At 68.2% G+C, this 21,530-nt stretch carries 29 protein-coding genes; 22 read left to right on the top strand and 7 right to left on the bottom strand.

Annotation, left to right across the window (positions count from 1 at the left end; translation table 11 throughout):
• Positions 1 to 526: 526 nt before the first annotated feature.
• Together OG361_RS16835 and OG361_RS16830 are read right to left on the bottom strand one after the other, a co-directional pair.
• Positions 527 to 883, bottom strand: a complete 357-nt coding sequence (locus OG361_RS16835) for a hypothetical protein (protein ID WP_405854391.1) — start codon at positions 881 to 883, stop codon at positions 527 to 529.
• Positions 880 to 1,350, bottom strand: coding sequence for an NUDIX hydrolase (locus OG361_RS16830; RefSeq protein WP_405854389.1), 471 nt, complete (start codon positions 1,348 to 1,350; stop codon positions 880 to 882). Before OG361_RS16830 ends, OG361_RS16835 begins: the two co-directional genes overlap by 4 nt.
• Positions 1,351 to 1,368: 18 nt before the next feature.
• Here OG361_RS16830 and OG361_RS16825 point away from each other — a divergent pair, with 18 nt between their 5' ends.
• From OG361_RS16825 to OG361_RS16780, 10 genes are all read left to right on the top strand, one after another.
• On the top strand, positions 1,369 to 2,148 hold the full coding sequence (locus OG361_RS16825; protein ID WP_405854387.1) for a GntR family transcriptional regulator: 780 nt from the start codon (positions 1,369 to 1,371) through the stop codon (positions 2,146 to 2,148).
• A 138-nt stretch (positions 2,149 to 2,286) separates the two neighbouring features.
• Positions 2,287 to 2,643, top strand: a complete 357-nt coding sequence (locus OG361_RS16820) for a hypothetical protein (protein WP_405854385.1) — start codon at positions 2,287 to 2,289, stop codon at positions 2,641 to 2,643.
• A 2-nt stretch (positions 2,644 to 2,645) separates the two neighbouring features.
• On the top strand, positions 2,646 to 4,013 hold the full coding sequence (locus tag OG361_RS16815; RefSeq protein WP_405854383.1) for an FtsK/SpoIIIE domain-containing protein: 1,368 nt from the start codon (positions 2,646 to 2,648) through the stop codon (positions 4,011 to 4,013).
• Between the two features lie 88 nt (positions 4,014 to 4,101).
• Entirely contained in the window at positions 4,102 to 4,758 is a 657-nt protein-coding gene (locus OG361_RS16810) for a DUF2637 domain-containing protein (protein ID WP_405854381.1), read from the top strand.
• A gap of 17 nt (positions 4,759 to 4,775) precedes the next feature.
• Positions 4,776 to 4,970, top strand: a complete 195-nt coding sequence (locus tag OG361_RS16805) for a mobile element transfer protein (protein WP_405854379.1) — start codon at positions 4,776 to 4,778, stop codon at positions 4,968 to 4,970.
• A gap of 13 nt (positions 4,971 to 4,983) precedes the next feature.
• Positions 4,984 to 5,142 carry a hypothetical protein gene (locus OG361_RS16800; protein ID WP_104860443.1) on the top strand — a complete coding sequence of 53 codons (159 nt, stop codon included), beginning with the start codon at positions 4,984 to 4,986 and terminating at the stop codon, positions 5,140 to 5,142.
• Between the two features lie 26 nt (positions 5,143 to 5,168).
• Positions 5,169 to 5,489: a SpdD-like protein gene (locus OG361_RS16795; RefSeq protein WP_405854377.1), complete on the top strand. Its 321-nt coding sequence runs from the start codon at positions 5,169 to 5,171 to the stop codon at positions 5,487 to 5,489.
• A 90-nt stretch (positions 5,490 to 5,579) separates the two neighbouring features.
• Entirely contained in the window at positions 5,580 to 6,971 is a 1,392-nt protein-coding gene (gene repSA / locus OG361_RS16790; protein ID WP_405854375.1) for a replication initiator protein RepSA, read from the top strand.
• Positions 6,968 to 7,159 carry a helix-turn-helix domain-containing protein gene (locus tag OG361_RS16785; RefSeq protein WP_405854373.1) on the top strand — a complete coding sequence of 64 codons (192 nt, stop codon included), beginning with the start codon at positions 6,968 to 6,970 and terminating at the stop codon, positions 7,157 to 7,159. The genes repSA (OG361_RS16790) and OG361_RS16785 overlap by 4 nt, the downstream gene beginning before the upstream one ends.
• Positions 7,159 to 8,310, top strand: a complete 1,152-nt coding sequence (locus tag OG361_RS16780) for a tyrosine-type recombinase/integrase (RefSeq protein ID WP_405854371.1) — start codon at positions 7,159 to 7,161, stop codon at positions 8,308 to 8,310. The genes OG361_RS16785 and OG361_RS16780 overlap by 1 nt, the downstream gene beginning before the upstream one ends.
• Here the strand turns inward: OG361_RS16780 and OG361_RS16775 are convergent.
• The 5 genes from OG361_RS16775 to OG361_RS16755 form a co-directional block, all read right to left on the bottom strand.
• Complete coding sequence (locus OG361_RS16775; RefSeq protein WP_405854369.1) at positions 8,285 to 8,578, bottom strand: hypothetical protein; 294 nt, start codon at positions 8,576 to 8,578, stop codon at positions 8,285 to 8,287. The two genes, OG361_RS16780 and OG361_RS16775, sit on opposite strands and share 26 nt — an antisense overlap.
• A gap of 81 nt (positions 8,579 to 8,659) precedes the next feature.
• On the bottom strand, positions 8,660 to 11,104 hold the full coding sequence (locus tag OG361_RS16770; protein ID WP_405854367.1) for a restriction endonuclease: 2,445 nt from the start codon (positions 11,102 to 11,104) through the stop codon (positions 8,660 to 8,662).
• Positions 11,105 to 11,920: 816 nt separating this feature from the next.
• Complete coding sequence (locus OG361_RS16765) at positions 11,921 to 12,385, bottom strand: hypothetical protein (protein ID WP_405854365.1); 465 nt, start codon at positions 12,383 to 12,385, stop codon at positions 11,921 to 11,923.
• A 582-nt stretch (positions 12,386 to 12,967) separates the two neighbouring features.
• The gene (locus OG361_RS16760) at positions 12,968 to 13,648 is read right to left on the bottom strand and encodes a YdcF family protein (RefSeq protein ID WP_405854363.1); all 681 of its coding nucleotides are present in this window, start codon (positions 13,646 to 13,648) and stop codon (positions 12,968 to 12,970) included.
• Positions 13,645 to 14,439 (bottom strand): GntR family transcriptional regulator, encoded by a 795-nt coding sequence (locus OG361_RS16755; RefSeq protein ID WP_405854361.1) that lies wholly within the window; start codon positions 14,437 to 14,439, stop codon positions 13,645 to 13,647. The genes OG361_RS16760 and OG361_RS16755 overlap by 4 nt, the downstream gene beginning before the upstream one ends.
• 153 nt (positions 14,440 to 14,592) lie before the next feature.
• Between OG361_RS16755 and OG361_RS16750 the strand changes: the two genes are divergently transcribed.
• The 12 genes from OG361_RS16750 to OG361_RS16695 all read left to right on the top strand — a co-directional run bounded on the left by OG361_RS16750 (position 14,593) and on the right by OG361_RS16695 (position 21,506).
• On the top strand, positions 14,593 to 14,925 hold the full coding sequence (locus tag OG361_RS16750; RefSeq protein WP_367822071.1) for a hypothetical protein: 333 nt from the start codon (positions 14,593 to 14,595) through the stop codon (positions 14,923 to 14,925).
• Between the two features lie 2 nt (positions 14,926 to 14,927).
• A complete protein-coding gene (locus OG361_RS16745; RefSeq protein ID WP_405854359.1) occupies positions 14,928 to 16,268 on the top strand; it encodes an FtsK/SpoIIIE domain-containing protein in 1,341 nt (446 codons plus the stop codon).
• An 80-nt stretch (positions 16,269 to 16,348) separates the two neighbouring features.
• On the top strand, positions 16,349 to 17,020 hold the full coding sequence (locus tag OG361_RS16740) for a DUF2637 domain-containing protein (RefSeq protein WP_328487827.1): 672 nt from the start codon (positions 16,349 to 16,351) through the stop codon (positions 17,018 to 17,020).
• Positions 17,021 to 17,040: 20 nt separating this feature from the next.
• Positions 17,041 to 17,217: a hypothetical protein gene (locus OG361_RS16735; RefSeq protein WP_327164216.1), complete on the top strand. Its 177-nt coding sequence runs from the start codon at positions 17,041 to 17,043 to the stop codon at positions 17,215 to 17,217.
• A 6-nt stretch (positions 17,218 to 17,223) separates the two neighbouring features.
• Positions 17,224 to 17,412: a mobile element transfer protein gene (locus OG361_RS16730; RefSeq protein ID WP_055602982.1), complete on the top strand. Its 189-nt coding sequence runs from the start codon at positions 17,224 to 17,226 to the stop codon at positions 17,410 to 17,412.
• A 19-nt stretch (positions 17,413 to 17,431) separates the two neighbouring features.
• Positions 17,432 to 17,587 (top strand): hypothetical protein, encoded by a 156-nt coding sequence (locus OG361_RS16725; protein WP_107097478.1) that lies wholly within the window; start codon positions 17,432 to 17,434, stop codon positions 17,585 to 17,587.
• A 13-nt stretch (positions 17,588 to 17,600) separates the two neighbouring features.
• Positions 17,601 to 17,918 (top strand): SpdD-like protein, encoded by a 318-nt coding sequence (locus OG361_RS16720; protein ID WP_405854355.1) that lies wholly within the window; start codon positions 17,601 to 17,603, stop codon positions 17,916 to 17,918.
• Positions 17,919 to 17,923: 5 nt separating this feature from the next.
• The gene (locus OG361_RS16715) at positions 17,924 to 18,472 is read left to right on the top strand and encodes a GGDEF domain-containing protein (RefSeq protein ID WP_405854353.1); all 549 of its coding nucleotides are present in this window, start codon (positions 17,924 to 17,926) and stop codon (positions 18,470 to 18,472) included.
• Positions 18,473 to 18,563: 91 nt separating this feature from the next.
• Positions 18,564 to 18,746 carry a hypothetical protein gene (locus tag OG361_RS16710; RefSeq protein WP_405854351.1) on the top strand — a complete coding sequence of 61 codons (183 nt, stop codon included), beginning with the start codon at positions 18,564 to 18,566 and terminating at the stop codon, positions 18,744 to 18,746.
• 5 nt (positions 18,747 to 18,751) lie between these two features.
• Positions 18,752 to 20,155: a replication initiator protein RepSA gene (gene repSA, locus OG361_RS16705; RefSeq protein ID WP_405854349.1), complete on the top strand. Its 1,404-nt coding sequence runs from the start codon at positions 18,752 to 18,754 to the stop codon at positions 20,153 to 20,155.
• A 2-nt stretch (positions 20,156 to 20,157) separates the two neighbouring features.
• Positions 20,158 to 20,361, top strand: coding sequence for a helix-turn-helix domain-containing protein (locus OG361_RS16700; protein WP_405854347.1), 204 nt, complete (start codon positions 20,158 to 20,160; stop codon positions 20,359 to 20,361).
• On the top strand, positions 20,361 to 21,506 hold the full coding sequence (locus tag OG361_RS16695) for a tyrosine-type recombinase/integrase (protein WP_405854345.1): 1,146 nt from the start codon (positions 20,361 to 20,363) through the stop codon (positions 21,504 to 21,506). Before OG361_RS16700 ends, OG361_RS16695 begins: the two co-directional genes overlap by 1 nt.
• Positions 21,507 to 21,530: the final 24 nt, after the last annotated feature.

The raw sequence follows: 21,530 nt of genomic DNA, 5'->3' as shown, positions 1-21,530 counted from the left end.
GTACGCTGGCGGGTCAAAGGTTTCTTGAGGCGGCGCGCTCATCAGCCACAACGAGACCGGTACCGACGCGGAGCGACCACACCGGCCGCCACCACTTCGCGGCAGCAGCTGCTCCCCGCCCGCCCACTCCCGGTGGTGCGTTCGCCTCACGCACCCGTCATCCGTGAGGCGGGGGGTACGGCGCCTGGCCCAACTCAGGCCTGGCAGTCGGCTGGCCGTGCGCAAGAGGCCACCCCTCCCTCGCTGCTGGCGTCTTTTGGCACGCGGTCCCGGCCGCAGTCGGCAGCGCTCCCGGCCACGCATGCCATGTGGCAGTTGCCGCGTCTGAACGCGCGCTTGGACAGTGCAGGGCTGCGATGGGCAACCTCGACCCTGCGGCTGGGGTACCGACCCCATCAACCCGAGCCGTAGGCGTGCGGACGGCGCCCGGGCTGGAGCGGGGCGTCAGACAGGAGCGCAGGCCCGGGCGACGGGCCGCGCGCGCCGCGCCGTGCGCGGCGGGTGCCTTGATGAAGTAGGGAAACTCTTACCGCGCTGGCTGCTGGTGCTCGGCTCGGAACTGGTCGAGCAGAGTGAAGAACAGCTCGATGGCTGGGGTGCCAGTGGTCTCGGCTTCGCGTTCGATCTGTGTTGACCAACGCAGTGCGCTTGGGCGGCCATTGCGCTCGTTGAGCCAGGTGTCGAAAGGGGTGTCCCCGCCAGGAGTCCAGAAGGGGAAGTCCTCTTCGGCGTCGTGCACCTCCATGGCTACCCGGTATCCCAGGAGCATGGAGTCCAAGTGCGCCAGGGAGCTACCGGGAACCCACATCCCGGAGCGCAGGCGGACCTGGTCCAGGAAGTCGTAGACGTTCTCGAACTCGGTCGGAGGCTTCGACTTCGTCATGCGGACTTCTTCAGGAGGTGCCGGCCGTCGTGGCTTCGGACGTGGGGGCCTGCTTCGTCCAAGGCATCCAAGAGGCGGATCGCGTAGACCTCGGCCATGCGGTCGGTGATCTCTTCCGGAGTGAGCCACTCGACCGCAGTCGACTCCGTGGAGGTTCGTTCCTCGCCGCCGGACGGCTTGCATCGGAAGACCAGCGCCACGATGCCTCGGGTCGTGTTCTTGTAGACCCCGGTCAGTTCTTCGACCTCTACCCGGATTCCCGTCTCTTCCCAGACCTCGCGGGCCACGCCCTCTTCGGGAGCCTCCGCGAGTTCCAGGACTCCGCCCGGGAGTTCCCACCTGCCGTTGTCCGCGCGGCGGATCGCCAGGAGCCGGCCGTCTTCGCGTACGACCGCGCCCGCGACGGACACGGAGTGCAGTGGCGTTGACGTCGTCTCTCGGGCGCTGTTACTCATGTACAGGAGCATAGGAGAGTGAGAAGGACTATGGGAACGACAGCAGGAGGTGGGAGGGCCGTACCTCGGTACGTCCAGATCGCCGAGGACATCGTGCAGCAGATCAACGCCGGGGTTCTCAAGCCCGGGGACCTGGTGCCGAGTGAGTCCGAGCTCGTCGAGCGGTACGGCGTTGCCGGCGGGACCATCCGTAAGGCGATGGTCGAGGTTCGTGCGAGCGGGCTCGTGGAGACGCGGCACGGCAAGGGGTCGATCGTGAAGGACCGGCCGCCCGTGCGGCTGCGTTCCTCGGATCGGTTCCGGGCCTCGCACCGACGGGGTGGGAAGGCTGCTTACCTCGCAGAGTCTGCCCAGTCCGGCGCCACCGCCAAGGTGAGCGTCCTCTACATCGGGCCGATGGAAGCGCCGGAGGACATCGCCGAGCGCCTGGGCGTCGACACCGGTACGCAGGTGCTCGCGCGGCGGCGGCTGTACTTCCGTAACGGCGTTCCCGTCGAGACCGCCTCCTCCTACCTTCCGTGGGACGTGGTCAAGGACATCCCTCAGCTCTTCTCCGAGAACCCCGGGCCCGGTGGGATCTACGCCCGGCTGGAGGACGACGGGCACGTCTTCACCGAGTTCGTCGAGACGTTGCAGGCTCGGCCGGCCGCCAAGGCTGAAGCCTCCGAACTCGCCCTGAGCCCCGGGGCCCCCGTCGTGCACCTGCTGCGGAACGCCGTCACCAAGACCGGTCGCGTCGTCGAGGTCTGCGACACCCTCATGGCCGCTGACCAGTTCGTCTTCGAGTACCGGATCCCCGCCGCCGACTGACGCGCGGTCAACTCTCCTCAGCCCGCTCGGACTTCTTCGTCCGGGCGGGTTGACTCATGTATAGGAGTCAGGCACTCTTCTTCATGTCACTCATATACATGAGTGACGGAGTTCAGCACTTCTAGAGGAGTGATCTCTGTGCGTCAGATCCCCGTCGACACCTCCGCAGCCACCGTGATGGTCGCCCAGCCCCCGCAGCCCAAGGTGAAGGACCGCCGCACCGGCGAGCGCGCCATGGACGCCGAGACCGGCGCCGCGCTGTCGACCGTGGACGTGATGTTCGCGGCGAACGGCGAGGTTGAGATCCTGACCGTGACCGTCCCGGAGACCGGCGTCTCCGCCGACCTCGTCATGGGCACCCCGGTCGCGGTCACCGGCCTGATCGCCCGGCCCTGGGAGAACGAGTTCAACGGCCAGCGTCGGCACGGCATCGCCTTCCGCGCCGTCGCGGTCACCTCGCTCGTCGGCAGCGCGGCGACCCCGAAGGCTGCCTGATCATGGAGTGGTTGATCCTCTCCGCCGTGGTGGTCGTCGTCGCCTTCGCCGGTCTCCTGCGGTGGCGGCGTCCCGCCTGGTACTGGCTGATCTACGGGGTCGTACTCGCCACCCTTCGGGTCCTGGGTCGGTACTCCTCGGTCATGGACGCCTGCGGCCTGACCGTTCCTCCGCCCCGGTGGCGCCTCGCCATCGCCCGGATGGCCAACCGGCCCGTGCCGGAGCCCCGGGCCCCGCGCATCCTTCGGCTTCGGCCCACCCGTACCGGCCTCGTCTTACGGCTGGGGCTCCGGCCCGGACAGGACGCCTTCGACGCGGCCGCCTCGTGCGACCGGCTCAGGCACTCGTTCGGCATGCACGGCGTGGCCTCGCGGGAGATCCGCTCCGGCGTCGTCGAACTGCGGATGACCGGCTACGACGTGCTCAAGCGGGTTCAGATGCCCGCCGGCGTCGAGCGCTCGACCATGCGCTTGCCGGTTGCTCTGCGCGAGGACGGTGCCGTTCATTACCGCGACTACCGCGCCACCCCGCACGCCCTCACGATCGGAGCCACCAAGTCCGGGAAGTCCGTCTACCAGCGGAACCTGGTCGCCGAACTCGCCGCCCAGGAAGTCGCCTTGATCGGGATCGACTGCAAGCAAGGGGTCGAGCTGTTCCCCCTGGCCCGCCGCTTCTCCGCGCTCGCCGACAACCCCGACACCGCCGCCGACCTCCTCGACGCCCTCATCGCGCACATGGAAGGCGTCTACCAACTCATCCGCGCCGAGCAGCGCATCACCGCCGACACCCCGGACGCCGACATCGCCGCCGACATCTGGGACCTGCCCGACCACCTCCGGCCCGTTCCCGTCGTCGTCCTCGTCGACGAGGTCGCCGAACTCGCCCTCTTCGCCACGAAGGAGGAGGAGAAGCGGCGGGACCGGATCATCACCTCACTCGCTCGACTCGCCCAGCTCGGTCGCGCCGCCGGCATCTATCTGGAGATCTGCGGGCAGCGCTTCGGCTCAGAACTCGGCAAGGGCATCACCATGCTCCGCGCCCAGCTCAGCGTCCGTACCGCCCACCGCGTCAACGACGAGACCAGCGCCAACATGGCCTTCGGCGACATCGCGCCGGACGCCGTCCTCGCCACGGTCCAGATCCCCGTCGACTCACCCGGCCTCGCGATCACCGGCGACGCCTCCGGCGGCTGGGCCCGCATCCGTACGCCGCACACCTCGCTCCGTACGGCCGTCAACGCCTGCAACAAGTACGCGCACCTCGTCCCGGACCTGCCCGGCCTCGCCGCCTTCCGGCCCGCCGTCGCACCGCTCGTGCACCCGGTCAAGGTTCCGGCCCCGGCGTCCTCCGGGTCCCCGGCTACCACCTGACCCTCCCCGCCCCACCTGGTCGGCGCGACCGCATCGCGCCACATCCCTACCCCGCCATGCCCAGAACGCCCTCAAAGGAGGTGCCGACATGACCAGCAAGCTCCGCGTCGACGCCGTGCTGGTCCAAGCCCTGATCGCCGGTGCGCTGTCCTTCGCCCACCTGCACGACCTGGCCGCCGCTGCCGGTCAGACCGGATGGAAGGCGTGGGCCTACCCCGTCTCCGTCGACCTGCTCCTGGTCGCCGCCTGGCGCCGGCTCCGCTCGGACGGCTCGTCCCGGCTCGCCTGGTGCTGGTTCCTGGTCTCCCTGTTCGCCTCGCTCGGTGCGAACGTCGCCACGGCCGGGTTCCTCGACCTCGCCCATCCGCCCGGCTGGCTGCGCTTCGGCATCGCCGGATGGCCCGCGGTCGCGTTCCTCGGCGGCACGCTGCTCGCGCACTCACCGGTGCCGACGGCCTCGGAGACCCGCCCGGTGGTCGAGCCGGAGCCGACAGAAAGCGGGTCGACCGAGGCGGACCACGTCACCGAGACCGAGTCCGATGCCGTCGCCGAGCTGGAGCCGACCCAGCCCGCGTCGTCCTCGGCGCCCGCCGTGCCCGTCCCCGCCGCCCTGGTCGCGCACGCCCGCAAGCTCGCCGACGACCACCACGCTCGTACGGGCCACCCCATCGACACCGACACCCTGCGCGCCCGTCTCGGCGTCCCCGCGCCCATGGCGGACGCCATCGCCGCCCAACTCGCCTGATCAGAACGGAGAGCGCCATGTCCCCTCGCGACCACTTCCACTCCGTCATGCGCATCGGCCCCATACAGATCGGCACCCATCGCGACCGCCACGGCCGCACCAAGTACGCCGCCGTCTGCACCGCCGACCGCTGCGGCTGGTCCTCCGACTACTCCAGCTCCTCCGCCGCCCAGCTCGCGGCCCGTACCCACCGCTGCCGCATCTCCGACTGAACGGATACCGCTCGTGGACGTCCCGCTCTGGCTCGCCCTGGTCGTCGTCGGCGCTCTCGGCATCAAGCTCATCCGCCCGCCCTGGTGGCTCGTCGCCGTGCTCCTCCTCGGCGGCTTCCTCCTCGCCGACAGCCTGCTGGCCCCCGTCATCGACACCGCGATCTCCAAGTGACCCGCCCCGGAAGGGAGAACCACCCCATGCTCCGACCCAAGGTCCCGACCATGCCGACGCCGACCGGTCTCGTCACCCCGCCCGCCGTCTTCATCCCGCCCGCCGTCGTCCAGCCGACTGCCGTGGAGCCCATGCAGTCGTCTCCGGCCCCGACTGCCCAGCGGCCCGCCGTCCAGATCACCCCCGGGGCCGCGCTCGCCGTCATCGGTGCCGGCACCGCCGTCGTCCTGGTCGTTGGAACGGTCCTGGTCTCGATGCTCCTCGCGACCGCCGTCACCGCCGCATCGGTCGCCGTCTGCGCCGTCGTTGTCCGTTCGCTGATCGCGTCCTCGGCCAAGCGCCGCTGACCGGCCCCCGGGCGGCCTCGATACCGCCAAGCATCCGCCGCCCGGGAGCCGTACCCCTCGCCGATCTCACAACCGGAAGGAACACCCATCATGGATCAGCGCACCGCCGCCACCGCGGCGGGCCTGGACCCGGCCACCCTCCACGATGTCCTCCGAGTCGCCGCCGCCCCCGACTTCGACCGCTGGCGGGACCAGGTGCACCGCACCGGCGGCTGCTCCGATCCCATCCATTTGACCGGCTGGTCCCTCGCCAAGGACCGCGCGTCCGGCGAGACCCTCCGCCGCTACTCCACGGAGGCCGAGCCCGGCGGCCATCTCCGCGTCGCCTGCGGCAACCGCCGGGCCTCCCGCTGCCCCTCCTGCGCCCACACGTACGCGGGGGACACGTACCACCTGATCCGCGCGGGCCTGGCCGGCGACGAGTCCAAGGCCATCCCCGCGACTGTCCGCGACCACCCCCGGGTCTTCGCCACCCTCACCGCCCCGTCCTTCGGCCCCGTGCACAACCGGCCCGACCGCGGCGTCTGCCGCTGCGGCGCCCGCCACCCGGAGAACGACCCTGCCCTGGGCACGGCGCTCGACCCCGAGTCGTACGACTACGCCGGAGCCGTCCTCTTCAACAACCACGCCGGTCAGCTCTGGCAGCGCTTCACCAACCGACTGCGCCGCGAGCTCGCCGCCCGTGCCGGGCTCACCCAGCGCGAGCTGAAGGGCGCCTTACGGGTCTCGTACGGGAAGGTCGCCGAGTTCCAGAAGCGCGGCGCCATCCACTTCCACGCCGTGATCCGCCTCGACGGACCGGCCGGACCCGGCACCGCCCCACCCTCCTGGGCCACTGTGCGGCTCCTCGACGACGCGATCCGCGCCGCCGCCGTCCACGCGTACACGACCATCACCGTCCCGGCCGCCGGAGACCAGCCGTGCCGGCGGTTCCAGTGGGGCCGCCAGCTCGACATCCGTCCGGTCAAGGCGTTCGGCGACGGCTCCGACATCACCGAACAGGCCGTAGCCGCGTACGTCGCGAAGTACGCCACCAAGGCCGCCGAGAGCACCGGCAGCCTCGACCGGCGGATCGGCAACCGGGAAGTGCTCGACCTCCTGGACGTGGCCGACCATCCCCGCCGCCTCATCGAGGCCTGCCTCGACCTGGCCCCGCTCTACCCGGACCGCAAGCTCACCGCCTGGGCCCACATGCTCGGCTTCCGCGGCCACTTCTCCACCAAGTCCCGCCGCTACTCGACCACCCTCGGCGCCCTCCGCCAGATCCGCGCCGACTACCGCACCGCCCAGGAACACGTGGACGCCGACCCGGACACCGTGCTCGTCCTCGCCTCCTGGCAGTACGCCGGACACGGCCACACCCCCGGTGAGGCCGCCCTCGCCGCGACCATCTCGCGCGGAATCCAGCTCAACCGCCAGACCGCCCGCGAAGCCCTGCGTGACCAACTCACCCTGGGCGCCCCGGAAGGAGCCGCAGCATGACCACCGCCACCACCGACGAACTGCTGACCGTGCCCGAGGTCATGGCCCGGCTCAAGCTCGGACGCTCCACCGTCTACGACCTCATCCGATCGCGCCGCCTCATCTCGATCACCGTCGGCCGCGCCCGCCGCGTCCCCGTCGACGCCGTGCGGGACTTCATCACCTACAAGATCGGAGAGGCCGCCTGATGTCCGCCAAGCGCAAGCGCAACCCGAACGGCGCCGGCACCATCACCCAGCGCAAGGACGGCCGTTTCCAGGCCGCCGTCTACGTCCTCCAGCCGGACGGCACGCGCGCCCGTAAGTTCGCGTACGGCAAGACCTGGGCCGAGTGCGACGCCAAGCGCCGGGAGCTCCTCGACAAGGCCGACAACGGCATCCCCGTGCCGACTCGCTCGGCGAAGCTCTCCGAGTGGCTCCCGTACTGGCTGGACAACGTCGTCCAGCCGCGCCGCAAGCTCAGCACGTACGACAAGTACGAGACGCACGTCCGTCTCCACCTCGTGCCGGGGATCGGCTCCAAGCGGCTGGAGTCCCTGAGCGTCGCCGACGTCCGGCGTTTCCTCGTCCAGCTGGAGAAGAAGACCACCGCCGCCACCGCCAAGGAGTCCCACCGCGTCCTGCGGACCGCCCTCACCGCTGCCTGCCGCGAGGAGCTGATCACGCGCAACGTGGCCACCCTCGTCGAGCCGCCCCGGTCGAAGGCACGGGAGCTGAGCCCTTGGTCCCTGGACGAGACCCTCGACTTCCTCGCCGCCGCCCGCCGGGACCCGCTGTACGCGGCCTTCGTCCTCGCCATCGCCATGGGGCTGAGGCGGGGCGAGCTGATCGGTCTCCGCTGGGCTGACGTGGACCTGGACCGTCGCGTCCTCTACGTCCGCCAGCAGATCCAGCGGCGTCGAGGTGTTCTGTACGACGACGATCCCAAGGGGCGTCGCCGCCGTGCCGTACCGCTGCCCGCCATGTGCATCGCGCCCCTGCGCTGGCATCGGATGCGGCAGAACGATCAGCGGGCCAAGGCGGGGGAGGAGTGGAAGGGGAGCGACTACGTCTTCACGACGCGCACGGGCAGCCCGGTCGAGCCGCGGAACGTGTACCGCTCGTTCACCCGCGTCGCCGCCTCCGCCGGGCTCCGTGTCATCCGGCTGCACGACGCTCGGCACGGGTGCGCGACCCTACTCACCGCCGCCGGCGTCGCGCCCCGCGTGGTCATGGAGATTCTCGGGCACAGCCAGATCAGCATCACGATGGACGTCTACACGCACGTCGTCCAGGACACACAGCGCGAGGCCATCAGCCACATGGACCGGCTGCTCAAGAGGCGTCCCGGCCGCAAATAAAGGATTCTCTGCCCGCCGGAATAACCTCGTTGGCTTTTGAGCCCGGTGGTGACTCAGGGCCGGAGCCCTGGTAGGTGCGGGCGGTGGAAATTGGGACGCGTTGGCGTTCGCAGATCCGGACGTTGTGATGAGCGCGGGCCACGTTCAGCTCGTGGGTGCGGCCCGGCAGCGCGGGCGAGATCCGCAGCACCTTGCCATCAGGACCGGTGATGAAGAGGCTCCCGTGCCGGTGGGTTGGGACGTCGAACACCTCGTCGACCAACGTCATGGGAGCCCCGCGCGTTTGCAGCCCTCACCGCGACCTGGCCGTCGTCACTCGATTAGTGGCCACGTTGAAGCCTGCATTAATTCACCCGCTGTTCCGCTGTGTTGCCTCGCCATCTGCCAATGGGTTGGCCAAAGAACGAAAGAGCGCTTCAACTACCCCTGTTGACGCATCACGGTTTACTTGCTCGTTCGTTTCAATTCCCTTAGGTGGAGCCGCTTCATCCTCGACCGACTCCGGGTCATCCTCATAAAGTGAATGATGCCCCTGGATAGTTCTTCTCGACTCTGGCAATGATTGATCGAGGAGTACCTCAAGGTCATCGATAATTCGCACCCAATCAGATCCGTCAGGATCGTCCTCGATTCGAGAGCTGAGTTCCTCATCAAGCGCCTCCAGGTGAAACACGGAAGCAGCCGCATCGTGAAACCCAAGATTTACGAACAGGTGCGTTGAATCTATGAGAACCTCAACGAGCCTTTCCCAGTACGCACCTGGGCCGAACACTCGAAGCTCCTCTGCGTCCCAGGTCCCCCAGACCTCCCGAATTGCTCCATTTAGCGCTTCGGCATGGTATGACCAGGGACCAGAAAATACCCTAGTCCCCTTCGCGCTGTGAAATGCGTAGTAGATCTGCTCGACTGCATCTATAGACTCATGGAACGAGACCGGATCTGTGTCCCTCAGCAAGCTCATGAGTTTGCCCATGTTCGACTCAAACCAGCCATCAAGAGCAAGGGCGTCAACCTCTTTTCCGGCGTAGCGGTCGGCATGGTAAACGACCGTCTCGGCAAAGGTGGAAAATAGGTTGACGAAGGCATCCGTCGGAAGAGTTAGTGCGCCCCGCGGGGCGATATTTACACTCTCGAGTAGTCGATCCCACATCATGCGCAAAGCGATCAAGAGCGGCTGGGCGCACTCGTCCATAGAAGCGCGCAGGGAATCGTTTTCTAGTGAGAATAGAGAGGTTTGATACTCAAGCTCCGTAGCCCGCCCTCTATCGCACATGATCTTTAGATCGCCGAAGGAGTGCGCGTGTTTGATCAGGTCAAGACAGACGAGCGGCTCGCGCGCAATAAGCCGGATGAGGAAGTCCCGCTGGCTCGGGTCGGCAAGAGTGAAAACATCCCGTCCACTCACGTATGAGCGTTCAACCCACGTTCCAACTAGCCGGCTAATCGCATTCCAGAATTCGGTTGACGAGTAGTCATGGAGGCGTGCACTCAGTTCCTCGCGTCTCACTCCCTGCGAGTCCGACACGGCAAGAGTGGATAGCAGGAGCTGCTCGAGGGGTGAGAACGTATTGAATGAAGTCTGCCAAACCTGCTGCGGATCGTCGAGCGCGTCATGAAGCTCCTTGACAAGCTGATGTCCCGACGTGAAATGGCGCCTAGCTGTAACGATCTCAACGATGCGGGGAGAGTAGTTTTGATGACTAGAAACCGACTTCCACCACTCGCCATTCGCTAGCTCCCGCCTAACACGCTCGTCCGGCACGGCAATATTCACATGATTGAAGAGAATCCGTGACTTAACCTCGGACGTGAGACCCCCCACTGCGACGATTGAAGTCGGTATATGCTCAATCAATATACTCGTGGCGTCACTGAAGCGTCGCGTGTCATGTAGAATCTGCGATCGACTGGTAACGACAGCAATCTTTTCTCTGGCGGAAGATCCGTTTTCGGAGAAGTTCTGCTCCAGAATCGATGTTAGGAACTCGGCAAAGTCTTTATCGTGATGACTGGTAGCGTGATCGTGCAGGCGGGTTTGCCCCCAAGCGTCATCGAAGAAGAACACGGTCGGGGTTTCATCTTCGAGCCACTCCCACCAGTTGTCCACAGTTCGAGGGTCGACGATAACTCGATACCCTCGCTTCCACCATTGCAAGATCAGGTACTCTGCAACAGCGGTCTTACCAGCGCCCGGCGAACCGGTGAGGAGCACTACGCCTGTGGATTCCAGTGCGCTATCGGCCCTTTCGCAAACTTCGTGATGAACGAAGCGAAAGTAGTTCTGCTCGATACGTCGCGCTCGCGACTGTCCTCGAAAAAATACACCTCCTGCGATCATTTCCTTAACCGCTACCGAGGACTTGAGCCACAGCTTGAAATGTCGACGCTCCATCCTGGGGTGCAACGCGAGAAGCGAATTAAGCCATCCCCTGCCGTGGACCTCAACAGTCGCAGCGCATCCCGCGAATTCGTGCCGTAGTTCCTCTTCTACGCCTGGAGTGATGTCCGCTGATGTGACAAATATGTACCGGTGGATGGAGCTATCGGATCGTGACAGCTTCTCTCGCTCTTTTGCTGCCAGGCTCTTCAACTTTGCCCGCGAGGCATCCGGCGTGTGTTTGCACTGGGCAAGGTGAAGTAGGCCAGCCTTACGGGCTTTGAGATCGATTCCCCCGTCGGGGCCCATTCTGTATGTGGAAAACGGCAGCCCTTCATGCACGGACAGTAGGTCCCGGATTAAGACTTCAAAATCGTAGGGAGAGAGGTCTTTGAAGTCATAGTCAGGTGAGGTCATTAGGCGCCTTTCCCTTCCGCGTACTGATACCGCAAACTGCCACGCTCCAATGTCCCGCCTCTCATCCCTTGTTCAACCGACGAGGACGTGCTGGTAGCCGGCCCCGTCTACGAAACCACAGAGCACTGAGCTCTTTCAGCTCGGTTGCGCGAAGGGCGGTTACCATGCTGCTGACCTGCAGTGCTTCGTGGTGTCGTCGCCCGATCGGTGGCCGCTTTGAAAGAGCTCACTGTTGGGGCTTAGCTCTCCAGGAAGGATCTCGGCCGAGGGGTGTGCGCGGAGCCGTTCCGGACCGCGAGAACAACCTCGCGCCCGGGTCGCGCAGCGCGCTGATCGCCAGCCGATGAGGAGGGGTGAGGTGCGGTCGGGCAGGGGCCCGAGTCGTGGCGGGCTGTCGCCGTTGATGTCCGACGTGGATGTCAGAAGGGGCCCACCTCCGGAAAATCTGGAGGTGGGGCCCTTCTGAACTGGTGCCCCCGGCAGGATTCGAACCTGCGACACCCGCTTTAGGAGAGCGGGAGGGCGTCCCTGGACCTGACCTGCACGGTTGCGGTGCTGACGGATCCGCCGAGCAGGCTCCCTAGACGCCCTTCGTTCCCCGTGAGTCCCCGCACGATCTGGCACAGATGTGGCACGGGGACGAAGCAACTCGGGTGGGGCCACTTCCTTTGACTGCTGCGCCTCTCACCTGCGCTGATGGTCCGCAGACGTTCGCGCTCGTCCGCCGCTGTTCGTCGGCGTTGTCACGCAGTTAGACACGCACCGCTCATGTCAGTGCCGGTCTTTAGAGGTGGCCCGACTACCAGACAGCTAGCCTCATAGGTGTTGCTTCGCTGCCCTTACTAGATGAGCAATGCCATCCCGCGTGTGCGTCCTGCGCTGATCCAGCTCTGACCGGTTGTCTGTTTTGTGTACGGCTGTGATCTCGGCAAGCAAGCTTTCACCCTTGCGGCTCAGCTCTTCATTGTCGGTGAGCATCTGCATCCGGAACAGAGCCTCCTGGGCCTTAGACCTGAGGTCGTATGCCCGGATCTGCACAGCCTCAGCGGCTTCGCGAGGGGGCTGCTCATGCGTACAAAACCAAAGGTGCACGAGACACCGCCGGTAGTTGATCAAAGCCGCCGCATAGGCCGTGTACGCGTCCAGCCGTTCCTGACGCAGCTTCTCGTCCCGTGTGAACTGGTGACCTCTCTCAGTGGTGCGCCGCTGGACTCCCAGGGTGATCCCCGAACCAAGCAGGGTGCCCAAGACGGCGATGGCGCTGGCGATTATGGCTTCCACCCCTGTAGAAGACCACGGCTGAAGGGGCTCTGCGATCGTTTTTGCAGGAGCTGCTGTGGCGCATGTTGATGGAGCAAGTCCTCTGTGTGAGACAGAGCTTGTGGGCCCCACCGAGCCTCTGCCCACCAACCACCCCGAACTCCCATCCCGTTTGCCGTCGACCCACACACCGTGGAGCAGGCGCGGTGCCGGGCGTCCAGGTGGAGCGCGCCACTGTACGAACGACCTGGACGCCCGGTGCCGTGTCTGCTCGGCTTGTCCTGGGTCGATGGCAGACGGGATGGGAGTTCCCCGCCTCAGCCCCTTCACGGCCGGCACCCGCTCACGGAGCCCCCGCCATCCCGGAGCCTGAGCGCCCCCGCCGGAGGCATCGTCTTGGCCTGCACATCGCGCGATTGCCCCGGCTACTCCGGGGTTCGCCATCCATCAACCCAAGCTGTCAGGCGTGCGGTCGGCGGCCGGGCTGGAGCGGGGCGTCAGACAGGAGCGCAGGCCCGGGCGACGGGCCGCGCGCGCCGCGCCGTGCGCGGCGGGTGCCTTGATGAGGTAGAGAAACCTGTAACAGCTGCCTTGCCTGCGGCTCTACTTGGTGTGCTTGAGGACCTCGCCCTTGCTATCGCGGAGCAGGCGGTTCGTGTATCCGCCCTGGGTGAGTCGGTCGTACGCGTTGAGCACGTCGGCTGGAATCTGCTGGCTGATCATGAAGCCCTGTTCCGGGTAGACCAGTAGGCGTTGGAGAGCGCCTACAAGCATGTCGATGACCAGGCGAGCATCGCCGATCGAGTCGACGTAGTCCTGGAGTGTCATCGGGCTCGAAGCGCTGACGATCTCGACTTCGGGCCACAGCTTCCGCGCCGTGGCGTACGCCCGTCGCTCCTCGTAGGGCTTGCTGATCAGCAGGACTGAGGACACCTCGATGCCGGCCTCGGTGAGGAGATCCCGTGAGAAGCGGATGTTCTCGCCGGTGTTGCGGGCCCGTGGCTCCACCATCACCGCCGAGTCGGGGACGCCGAGTTCGATCGCCCGCTCGCGGTAGTGCACTGCTTCGCCGCGGGGCATGCGTTCGCGAGTCGTCGGGCTGGTCGCCCCGGTGAACACGAGGAGTGGGGCCATGCCGCGCTCGTACAGGTTGGCTGCGGCGTCGGCCACGCCCAGGTCGTGGCTGCCGAGTCCGATCGCCACTGAGCAGGGCCGGGGCGTGTGGCCCATCTGGTGGTAGTCCCAAAGGCGCTGTGTGTCGGCCCAGTCCTGGGTGGAGATCACTGCTGGCCGTCCCTGTCCTTCGCCGAGTCCGGGACCTTGAAGTCGTACTCCCAGGCGAAGCGAGAAGCGGCATGCACTCCGATGGCGAACTCGACCACTGTGCCGTCAGCCGTGTACGTCGTCCGGTGCAGCTCGACCACGGGTTCGCCCGGCGGGAGCTGGAGGAGCTTCGCCTCGTCCGCTGTCGGAGTGCGAGCGAAGAGCGACTCCTTCATGTGGTCGATCTCGTAACCCGCGTCGTACAGGACTCGGTAGCCGCCGCCCCGGCCGGCCGGACCGGGTGTGGGGTCGACGATCCGAGTGCCCTCGACGTGCTCAGGGCGGTAGTAGCTGGTCAGCGTGTGCGTCGGTTGGTCACCTTCCTTCACCAGCCGGGCCCGGGCGTAGACCGGAGCTCCGGTTTCCAGACCGTGGGCAGTTGCTACCGCGGGTGGGGCGTCGACGAGGTTGACCGTCTGCGTCTGTTCGTTGCGGCGGTACGCCCGCCCTGAGGCGACCCGGTCCGCGATGAACGCCACCTCGTCGCCGTCGCGCCACTTCGCCTTGTCGTACCGGGCGATGCCGAGCCGCTTGAGTGGCACCTGCTGACGCACGACAGTCCCATGGCCGCGCGTGGAGGTGACCAGACCCTCCGCCTCCAGGGCCTTGTATGCGGCATGGACGGTGGCCTTGGAGCCTTCGCCTGCCTCGACCTGCGCTCTGATCTGCGGCAAGGCCTGGCCCGGCTCGTACTCACCCCTCCTGATCTGCTCGGCCAGCTTGTCCGCCAGCTCCCGCCACTTGGGCGCCATCACGTACCCCTCTCGACAGGAACAAGTCAAACACAGTCCTAGGACTGTTGACAGTCCTAGGACTACGGGCCACTATCTACTCAGTCGCTCGCAGTCCTAGGACAGCGAGTTGGTAGCTCCCATTCGGGCTGCCCAACAACGTAGGGAGTACTGATGCCGTCCTTCAAGATCGACACATCGACCGCTGTGGTGTTCGTAGCCACCGCCCCCGCCCCGAAGCTCGTGAGCAAGCAGACCGGTGAGCGCGCAATGGACCGGGAGACCGGTGCCGGGCTGTCCACGGTGGGCCTGCTGATCTCGGACGAGGGAGAGGGCAACCTCTACCAGGTCACCGTCCCGGAGACCGGCCTCCCCGACGGCCTCGCGCCGGGCATGCCGGTCTCGGTCATCGGCCTCAAGGCCCGGGACTGGGAGAACACGTTCAACGGCCAGACCCGGCACGGCATCTCGTTCCGCGCCGTCGCCATCACCCCGATGGGGGCCTGACAATGACGGATCTGTCGACGTTATGGGAGGTCGGCCTCCCGTTCGCCGGGACCGCCGGCACTCTCGGCTACGCCAAGGTCCGTGCACCGCGCGTGTTCTGGTCGCTGGCCGGACTGCCGGTGGCGGCCACCCGGTTCGCGGTGACGTACCGCTCGACGATGGACGTGTGCGGGCTGACGGTGCAGCCCTCCCGCCTGCGGGCGTTCATGGTCCGCAACCTCGCCCGCCGCAGCGACGTCCAGCCGGTGCCGCCGAAGATCCGCCGGGTGCGGGTGTCCTCCACCGGGCTGCGGGTCACCCTGCGGCTCCCGGCCGGTCTGGAGCCCGCCGACGTGATGGCGGCCTCCGAGCGGCTGCGGCACGCCTGGGGCGTCCACTCCGTCAACGTGATGGAGACCAAGCCCGGGTTCGTCGAACTGCGCATGACCGGCTACGACGTCCTGCGGAAGGTCAAGATGCCCCGCGGCGCCCAGCCCGGCTCGCTGGCTGTCCCGGTCGCGCTGCGGGAGGACGGCACCGCCTTCGTCCGCGACTACCTGAAAGTCCCGCACGCGCTGACGCTGGGCGCGAACCAGTCGGGCAAGTCGATGTACCAGCGGAATCTGATCGCCGGACTGGCCCGGCTGCCGGTGGCCCTGGTGGGGATCGACTGCAAGCGGGGTGTCGAGCAGAACGGGTTCGCGCCCCGGCTGTCCGCGCTGGCCATCACCCCCGACGAAGCGGCCGGGCTGCTGGACGCCCTGGTGGCGGAGATGGAAACCCGCTTTGACCTGCTCAGCAACCTGGGCGCCTCCGACGTGTGGGCACTGCCCGACGGCCTGCGCCCGGTGCCGATCGTGCTGCTGGTAGACGAGGTCGCGGAACTCTTCCTGGTCGCCACCAAGAAGGACGAGGAACGACGGGACCGGATGGTCACCCAGCTGATCCGGCTCGGGCAGATGGCCCGCGCGGCCGGCATGTTCCTGGAGGTCTGCGGCCAGCGCTTCGGCTCCGACCTCGGCAAGGGCGCCACCGCGCTCCGGGCTCAGCTCACCGGCCGGGTCGTGCACCGGGTCAACGACAAGCAGACCGCCGAGATGGGTCTCGGTGATATCGCCCCGGACGCGGTGGTGGCCGTGACCGCGATCCCGCCCGACAAGCCCGGTCTCGCGGTGGCCGGTGACACCTCCGGCGGCTGGTCCCGCATCCGCACCCCGGAGTTGAACGCCGCCGACGCGGTCGCCATCTGCGCCGAGCACGCACACCTGACCCCCGATATCCCGGCCCTCGCGCCGTACCGGCCGGACGTCCCCACCCTTGCCGGGCCCGTTCCGCTGGTGAAGCCGACCCCGGCCACCGCATAGCGCTCCCGTCCCCCCTCGGTCGGCGTGACCGTCTCACGCCAGGTCCCTACCCGACCCATGCCCGAAAGGAGGTGACCCTCGTGTTCCGCACCCTCCGCCTCGACGCCGTCCTCATCCAGGCCGTCATCGCCGGTGCCCTGTCTTTCGCCCACCTGCACGACCTGGCAGCCGCGGCAGGACAGGACGGCTGGAAGGCGTGGGCCTACCCGGTCAGCGTCGACCTGCTCCTCGTCGCCGCCTGGCGCCGGATGCGCAAAGACGGCGGCAACCGGGACGCCTGGCTCTGGTTCGCCATCGCCCTCATCGCATCGCTGGGCGCCAACGTCGCCACCGCCGGACTCCTCGACATGAACGACGTCCCCGACTGGCTGCGCATCCTCGTCGCCGGATGGCCCGCCCTCGCCTTCCTCGGCGGCACCCTCCTCGCCCACGCCCATGCCCCGGCCCCAGAGCCACAGCCGGAACCCGTGCCGGTCGAGGAACCCGAAGCCGCCCCGGAACTCGTCGTGGAGCGCGTCCCCGAACCGGCGCCCGAGCTGCCGCCGGCCGAACCCGCCCCCGCCGAGCCAGCGCCCGACCCCGTCCCCGCGCCGTCTGCCGTGCCGGTGCCTCCCGCCCTGATGGCCCATGCCCAGAAGATCGCGGACGCACACCGGGCCCAGACCGGCCAGCCGATCGACGCGGAAACCCTCCGCACCCGCCACGGCCTGCCCCCGGCCCTCGCGGACTCCATCGCCCTCCAACTCGCCTGACCCTCTGAGAGGAGACGCTCATGCGTCCGTCTATCCGCTCCGCCCTCGAACGCTCTGCGGAGCTGACCCGCAGCAACCAGTTCGTGGAAGCCGTCGCCATTGCGGAGGCCGCGTTCAACCGGGCCACCGATGACGAACTCCCCGAGATCCGGCAGTGGCTCAACGACCACACCAATGACTTCATCGGAAAGGTCTGACCGGCCATGCGCCCCAACCGCTTCCACCACGTGCTCCGCATCGGCCCGGTGCAGGTCGGCACCCACCACGACGGCCGGGGCCGCACCAAGCACACCGCCGTGTGCACCGCCCCGCGCTGCGAGTTCTCCGCCGACTACAACACCCGCGCCGCCGCCGAACTCGCTGCCCGCACCCACCGCTGCCAGCCCCGCTGAACCCGAAGGAGCCCGTCTCGTGGACGTCCCGCTCTGGCTCGCCCTGATTGTCGTCGGTGGCCTCGGCATCAAGCTCATCCGCCCGCCCTGGTGGCTTGTCGCTGTCCTTCTCCTCGGTGGCTACCTCCTCGCCGACAGCCTCCTCGCCCCGCTCATCGACCCGATCACCAAGTAGGGAGACCCCCGTCATGCTCCAGCCCCGCATCCCGGTCAACCCGCTCCCGACCGGCACCGTCATCCCGCTCGCCCAGCCCACCGCCCCGACCACGGCCGCCGTCGAGCCGGCCCAGACCGCCGTCCCGGCGCCGACCGTCGCGCCCCGCACCACGGTCCAGCTCACCCCCGGCAGCGCGCTCGCCCTCGCCGCCGGCGGTGGCGCCGTCGTCCTGGTCGTCGGCGCCGTCCTGGTCTCCATGCTCCTCGCGGTCGCCATCACCGGCGTCTCCGTCGCCCTGATCGCCGTCGTCCTGCGCCTCCTCGTCCGCGACCTGAACAAGGGCCGGTGACCCCCATGGACACCCAGATGATCGCGGCGGCAGGCTTACCGGCCCTCGGGTGGGCCCTGCACGGCGGACTGCTCTGGCGCCGCCTGGCCACCGCCCGCCGCGACCCGCTGACCGGCCTGCACACCCGCGCCGGATGGACCACCCGCGCCGAACACCTCATCGCCAAACACCCCGGCGCCCTCGTGCTCCTGGTCGACCTGGACGACTTCAAGGCCATCAACGACACCCACGGCCACGCCGCCGGAGACGCGGTCCTCGCCGCCACCGCACAGCGGCTGGCCGACTGGTGCGGACGCCACGGCATCGCCGCCCGCCTCGGCGGAGACGAGTTCGCCGCCATCGTCACCGACCCCGGCCACACCGCCGGCCTCTTCGCCTTGCGGATCGCCCTGGACGAGCCGGTCACCCATAACGGCCGGGTCCTGCCGGTCTCCGCGTCGGTCGGCCACTGCCACCGCGACCGCCTGCCGGTGCCGGTCCTCACCGACGCCCTCTCGGCCGCCGACGCGGCGATGTACGCGGCCAAGGGCCACGGCAGGCGCAACACACGCTGAGCGGCCCCCGGGGCGGCCTCCGTCGCCAAACTTCCGCCGCCCCGGGCGCCTGAACACCCTCCAGATCCACCGGACCCGAAAGGGAAACCTCATGATGCCCCAGACCCCGACCACCCGTGTCTGCTCCCACTGCGACGGCTTCCCCGTCGTCCACATCACCACCGGAAGCCGCACCCCCGACGGGCAGCGCCGCACCCTCGCCGCCGCCTGCCCCGTCTGCCAGGGCACCGGCACCCGCACCGCCCCGACCGCCCTCGTCCGCGCCGGGAAGTGACCGCCTTGACCGACCCCGCCACCGCGGCGGGCCTGGACCCGGCCACCCTGAGCGACCTGCTCCGGCTGGCCGGGTCCACCGGCTTCGACCGCCTCACCGAACAACTCCGCCGCACCGGCGGCTGCACCGCCCCCATCCGCCTCACCGGCGGCACCAAGACCCTCGACCCCGCCACCAAGACCGTGCTCCACGCCTACAACACCGACGCCGAACCCGGCGGCATCCTGCGCGTCGCCTGCGGCAACCGCCGCGCCTCCCGCTGCCCCGCCTGCGCCTGGACCTACGCCGGAGACACCTACCACCTCATACGCGCCGGACTCGTCGGCAACCCCGACAAGGGCACCCCGGACACGATCCGGGACCACCCCCGCGTCTTCGCCACCCTGACCGCCCCGTCCTTCGGCCCGGTCCACAACCGGCCCGGCACCCGGCCCTGCCGCTGCGGCACCCGCCACCCCGAGGACGCCCCGGAGCTGGGCACCCCGCTCGACCTGTCCACGTACGACTACGCAGCCGCGGTGTTGTGGAACAACCACGCCTCCGAGCTGTGGCGGTACTTCACCATCTACCTGCGCCGCGAGATCGCCGCCCGCGCCGGCCTCACCCAGAAAGCCGCCCGCGAACAGTCCCGCGTCTCCTTCGGCAAGGTCGCCGAGTACCAAAAGCGTGGCGCCGTCCACTTCCACGCCGTCATCCGCTTCGACGGCCCCCAGGGCCCCCACACCCCACCCCCGCACTGGGCCACCCTCGACCTCCTCACCGACGCCATCCGCGCAGCCGCCGCCCGCGTCCGCGTCTTCGTCCCAGCCAACGAGGAGCACGGCTTCATCAACGACTGGGTCCTTGAGTGGGGCACCCAGCTCGACGTCCAGCCCATCGGCGCCTTCGGCCAGGGCGAAGACCTCACCGAACAGGCCGTCGCCGCCTACGTCGCCAAGTACGCCACCAAAGCCGCCGAGACGACCGGCTCCGTCGACCACCGCGTGGGCAACAAGGAAGCCCTGATCCTCCTCGACGTTCCGGACCACCCTCGGCGCCTGATGGAAGCCTGCATGGACCTCGACGCCGCCTACCCGGACCGGCGCCTGAGGGCCTGGGCCCACATGCTCGGCTTCCGCGGCCACTTCTCCACCAAATCCCGCGCCTACTCCACCACCCTCGGCGCCTTACGCCAGGTCCGCGCCGACTACCGCGCCGCTCAGCAACGCGCCGCCCTGGGCCTGCCCGACCCCGACGAACACCCGGAGTCCACCCTCCTCGTCGTCGCCCACTGGGCCTACGCCGGCCATGGCGCCACCCCCGGGGAGTCCTGGCTCGCCGCCAACATCCGCCGCGACATCCAGCACAACCGCGAACACGCCCGCGAACTCCGCGCCCAGCTCGAAGCGTCAGCCGAAGAGGAGTGGTGACCATGTCCGCCCGTCTGCTCACCGTCGACCAGGTCGCCGAACTCCTCGGCACCACCGTCCGGTTCCCCCGGCGACTGATCGAGGAACGGCGCATCACCTTCGTCAAGGTCGGCCGTCACGTCCGCATCCCTGAGCCCGCCGTCCAGGCGTACATCGAGACCCACACCGTGCTGCCCATCGAGCGTCGCTACGGGAAGGTGGCCTGATGGCGAACCGCAAGGGCCAGCGCCGCCGGTTCGGCACTGTGCGACAGCTCGCGTCCGGCCGCTGGCAGGCTCGCTACCGCGACCCGCTGTCGGGCGAGACCAAGTCCGCACCGCACACCTTCGACACGAAGACCGACGCCCTCGTCTGGCTGACCACAATCGAGGCGGAGATCATCCGGGGCACCTACCAGGCCCCCGACGCGGGCAAGGTCGCCTTCGGGCCCTACGCAGACGACTGGCTGAAGCACCGCAAGCTAGAGGACCGCACCAGGGAGCGGAACGAAAGCGTTATCCGGCTGCACATCAAGCCGACCTTCGGCGCCGGGACGCTCGCCGCCATCACCACACCCCGCGTACGAGCCTGGCGGACCGCCCTGCTGGAAGACGGCGTGGGTGAGCCGACCGTCGTCAAGGCGTACCAACTGCTCCGCGCGATCCTGAACACTGCGGTGGACGACGAGTTGATCCGTCGCAACCCGTGCCGCATCAAGGGCGCCGACCGCTACGACGTCCCGGAGCGGCCCATCCTCACCGTGGCCGAGGTGTACCCGGTGGCCGACGCCATCCAGCCGCACCACCGGGTGCTCGTCCTCCTCGCCGCCTTCACCACGCTCCGCTTCGGCGAGCTGGCCTCGTTGCGCCGCCGGGATCTCGATCTGACCCGTTGCGTGGTCCTGGTCCGCCGTGCCCAGTTGGAGCTGCAGAACGGCACGCTGGCCGACAAGGCACCGAAGTCCGCTGCCGGGGTCCGGCCGGTCGCCTTTCCGGCCGAGCTCGTTCCCGAGCTGGCTCACCACCTGGCGCACTTCGCCGGTGCCGGTCAGGACGGTCACCTCTTCCGGGGTCCCCGCGGTGGCCTGCTTCGGCGGAGCAACTTCCGGGACGACTGGACGACTGCCCGCGCCGCCGCCGGCGTCTCCGGGGACGTGCACTTCCACGATCTTCGGCACACCGGGAACACCCTGGCGTCCAGCGCCGGGGCCAGCACGCGTGAGCTGATGACGCGGATGGGGCACAGCACGACCCGGGCCGCGCTGATCTACCAGCACATGACGAGCGACCGTGATCAGCACATCGCGGGGAAGCTCGGAGAGATGATTCGCCAGGCTCGGAAGGACAGCGATCCGGGGCCTTCTGGCACGTAGATGGCACGGCCGTGATCATGCAGA

The sequence above is a fragment of the Streptomyces sp. NBC_00090 genome, from assembly GCF_045160815.1.
GTDB lineage: Bacteria > Actinomycetota > Actinomycetes > Streptomycetales > Streptomycetaceae > Streptomyces.
Note: the sequence above shows the minus strand (reverse complement) of the source record. Positions and strands in the feature narration are given on the sequence as shown.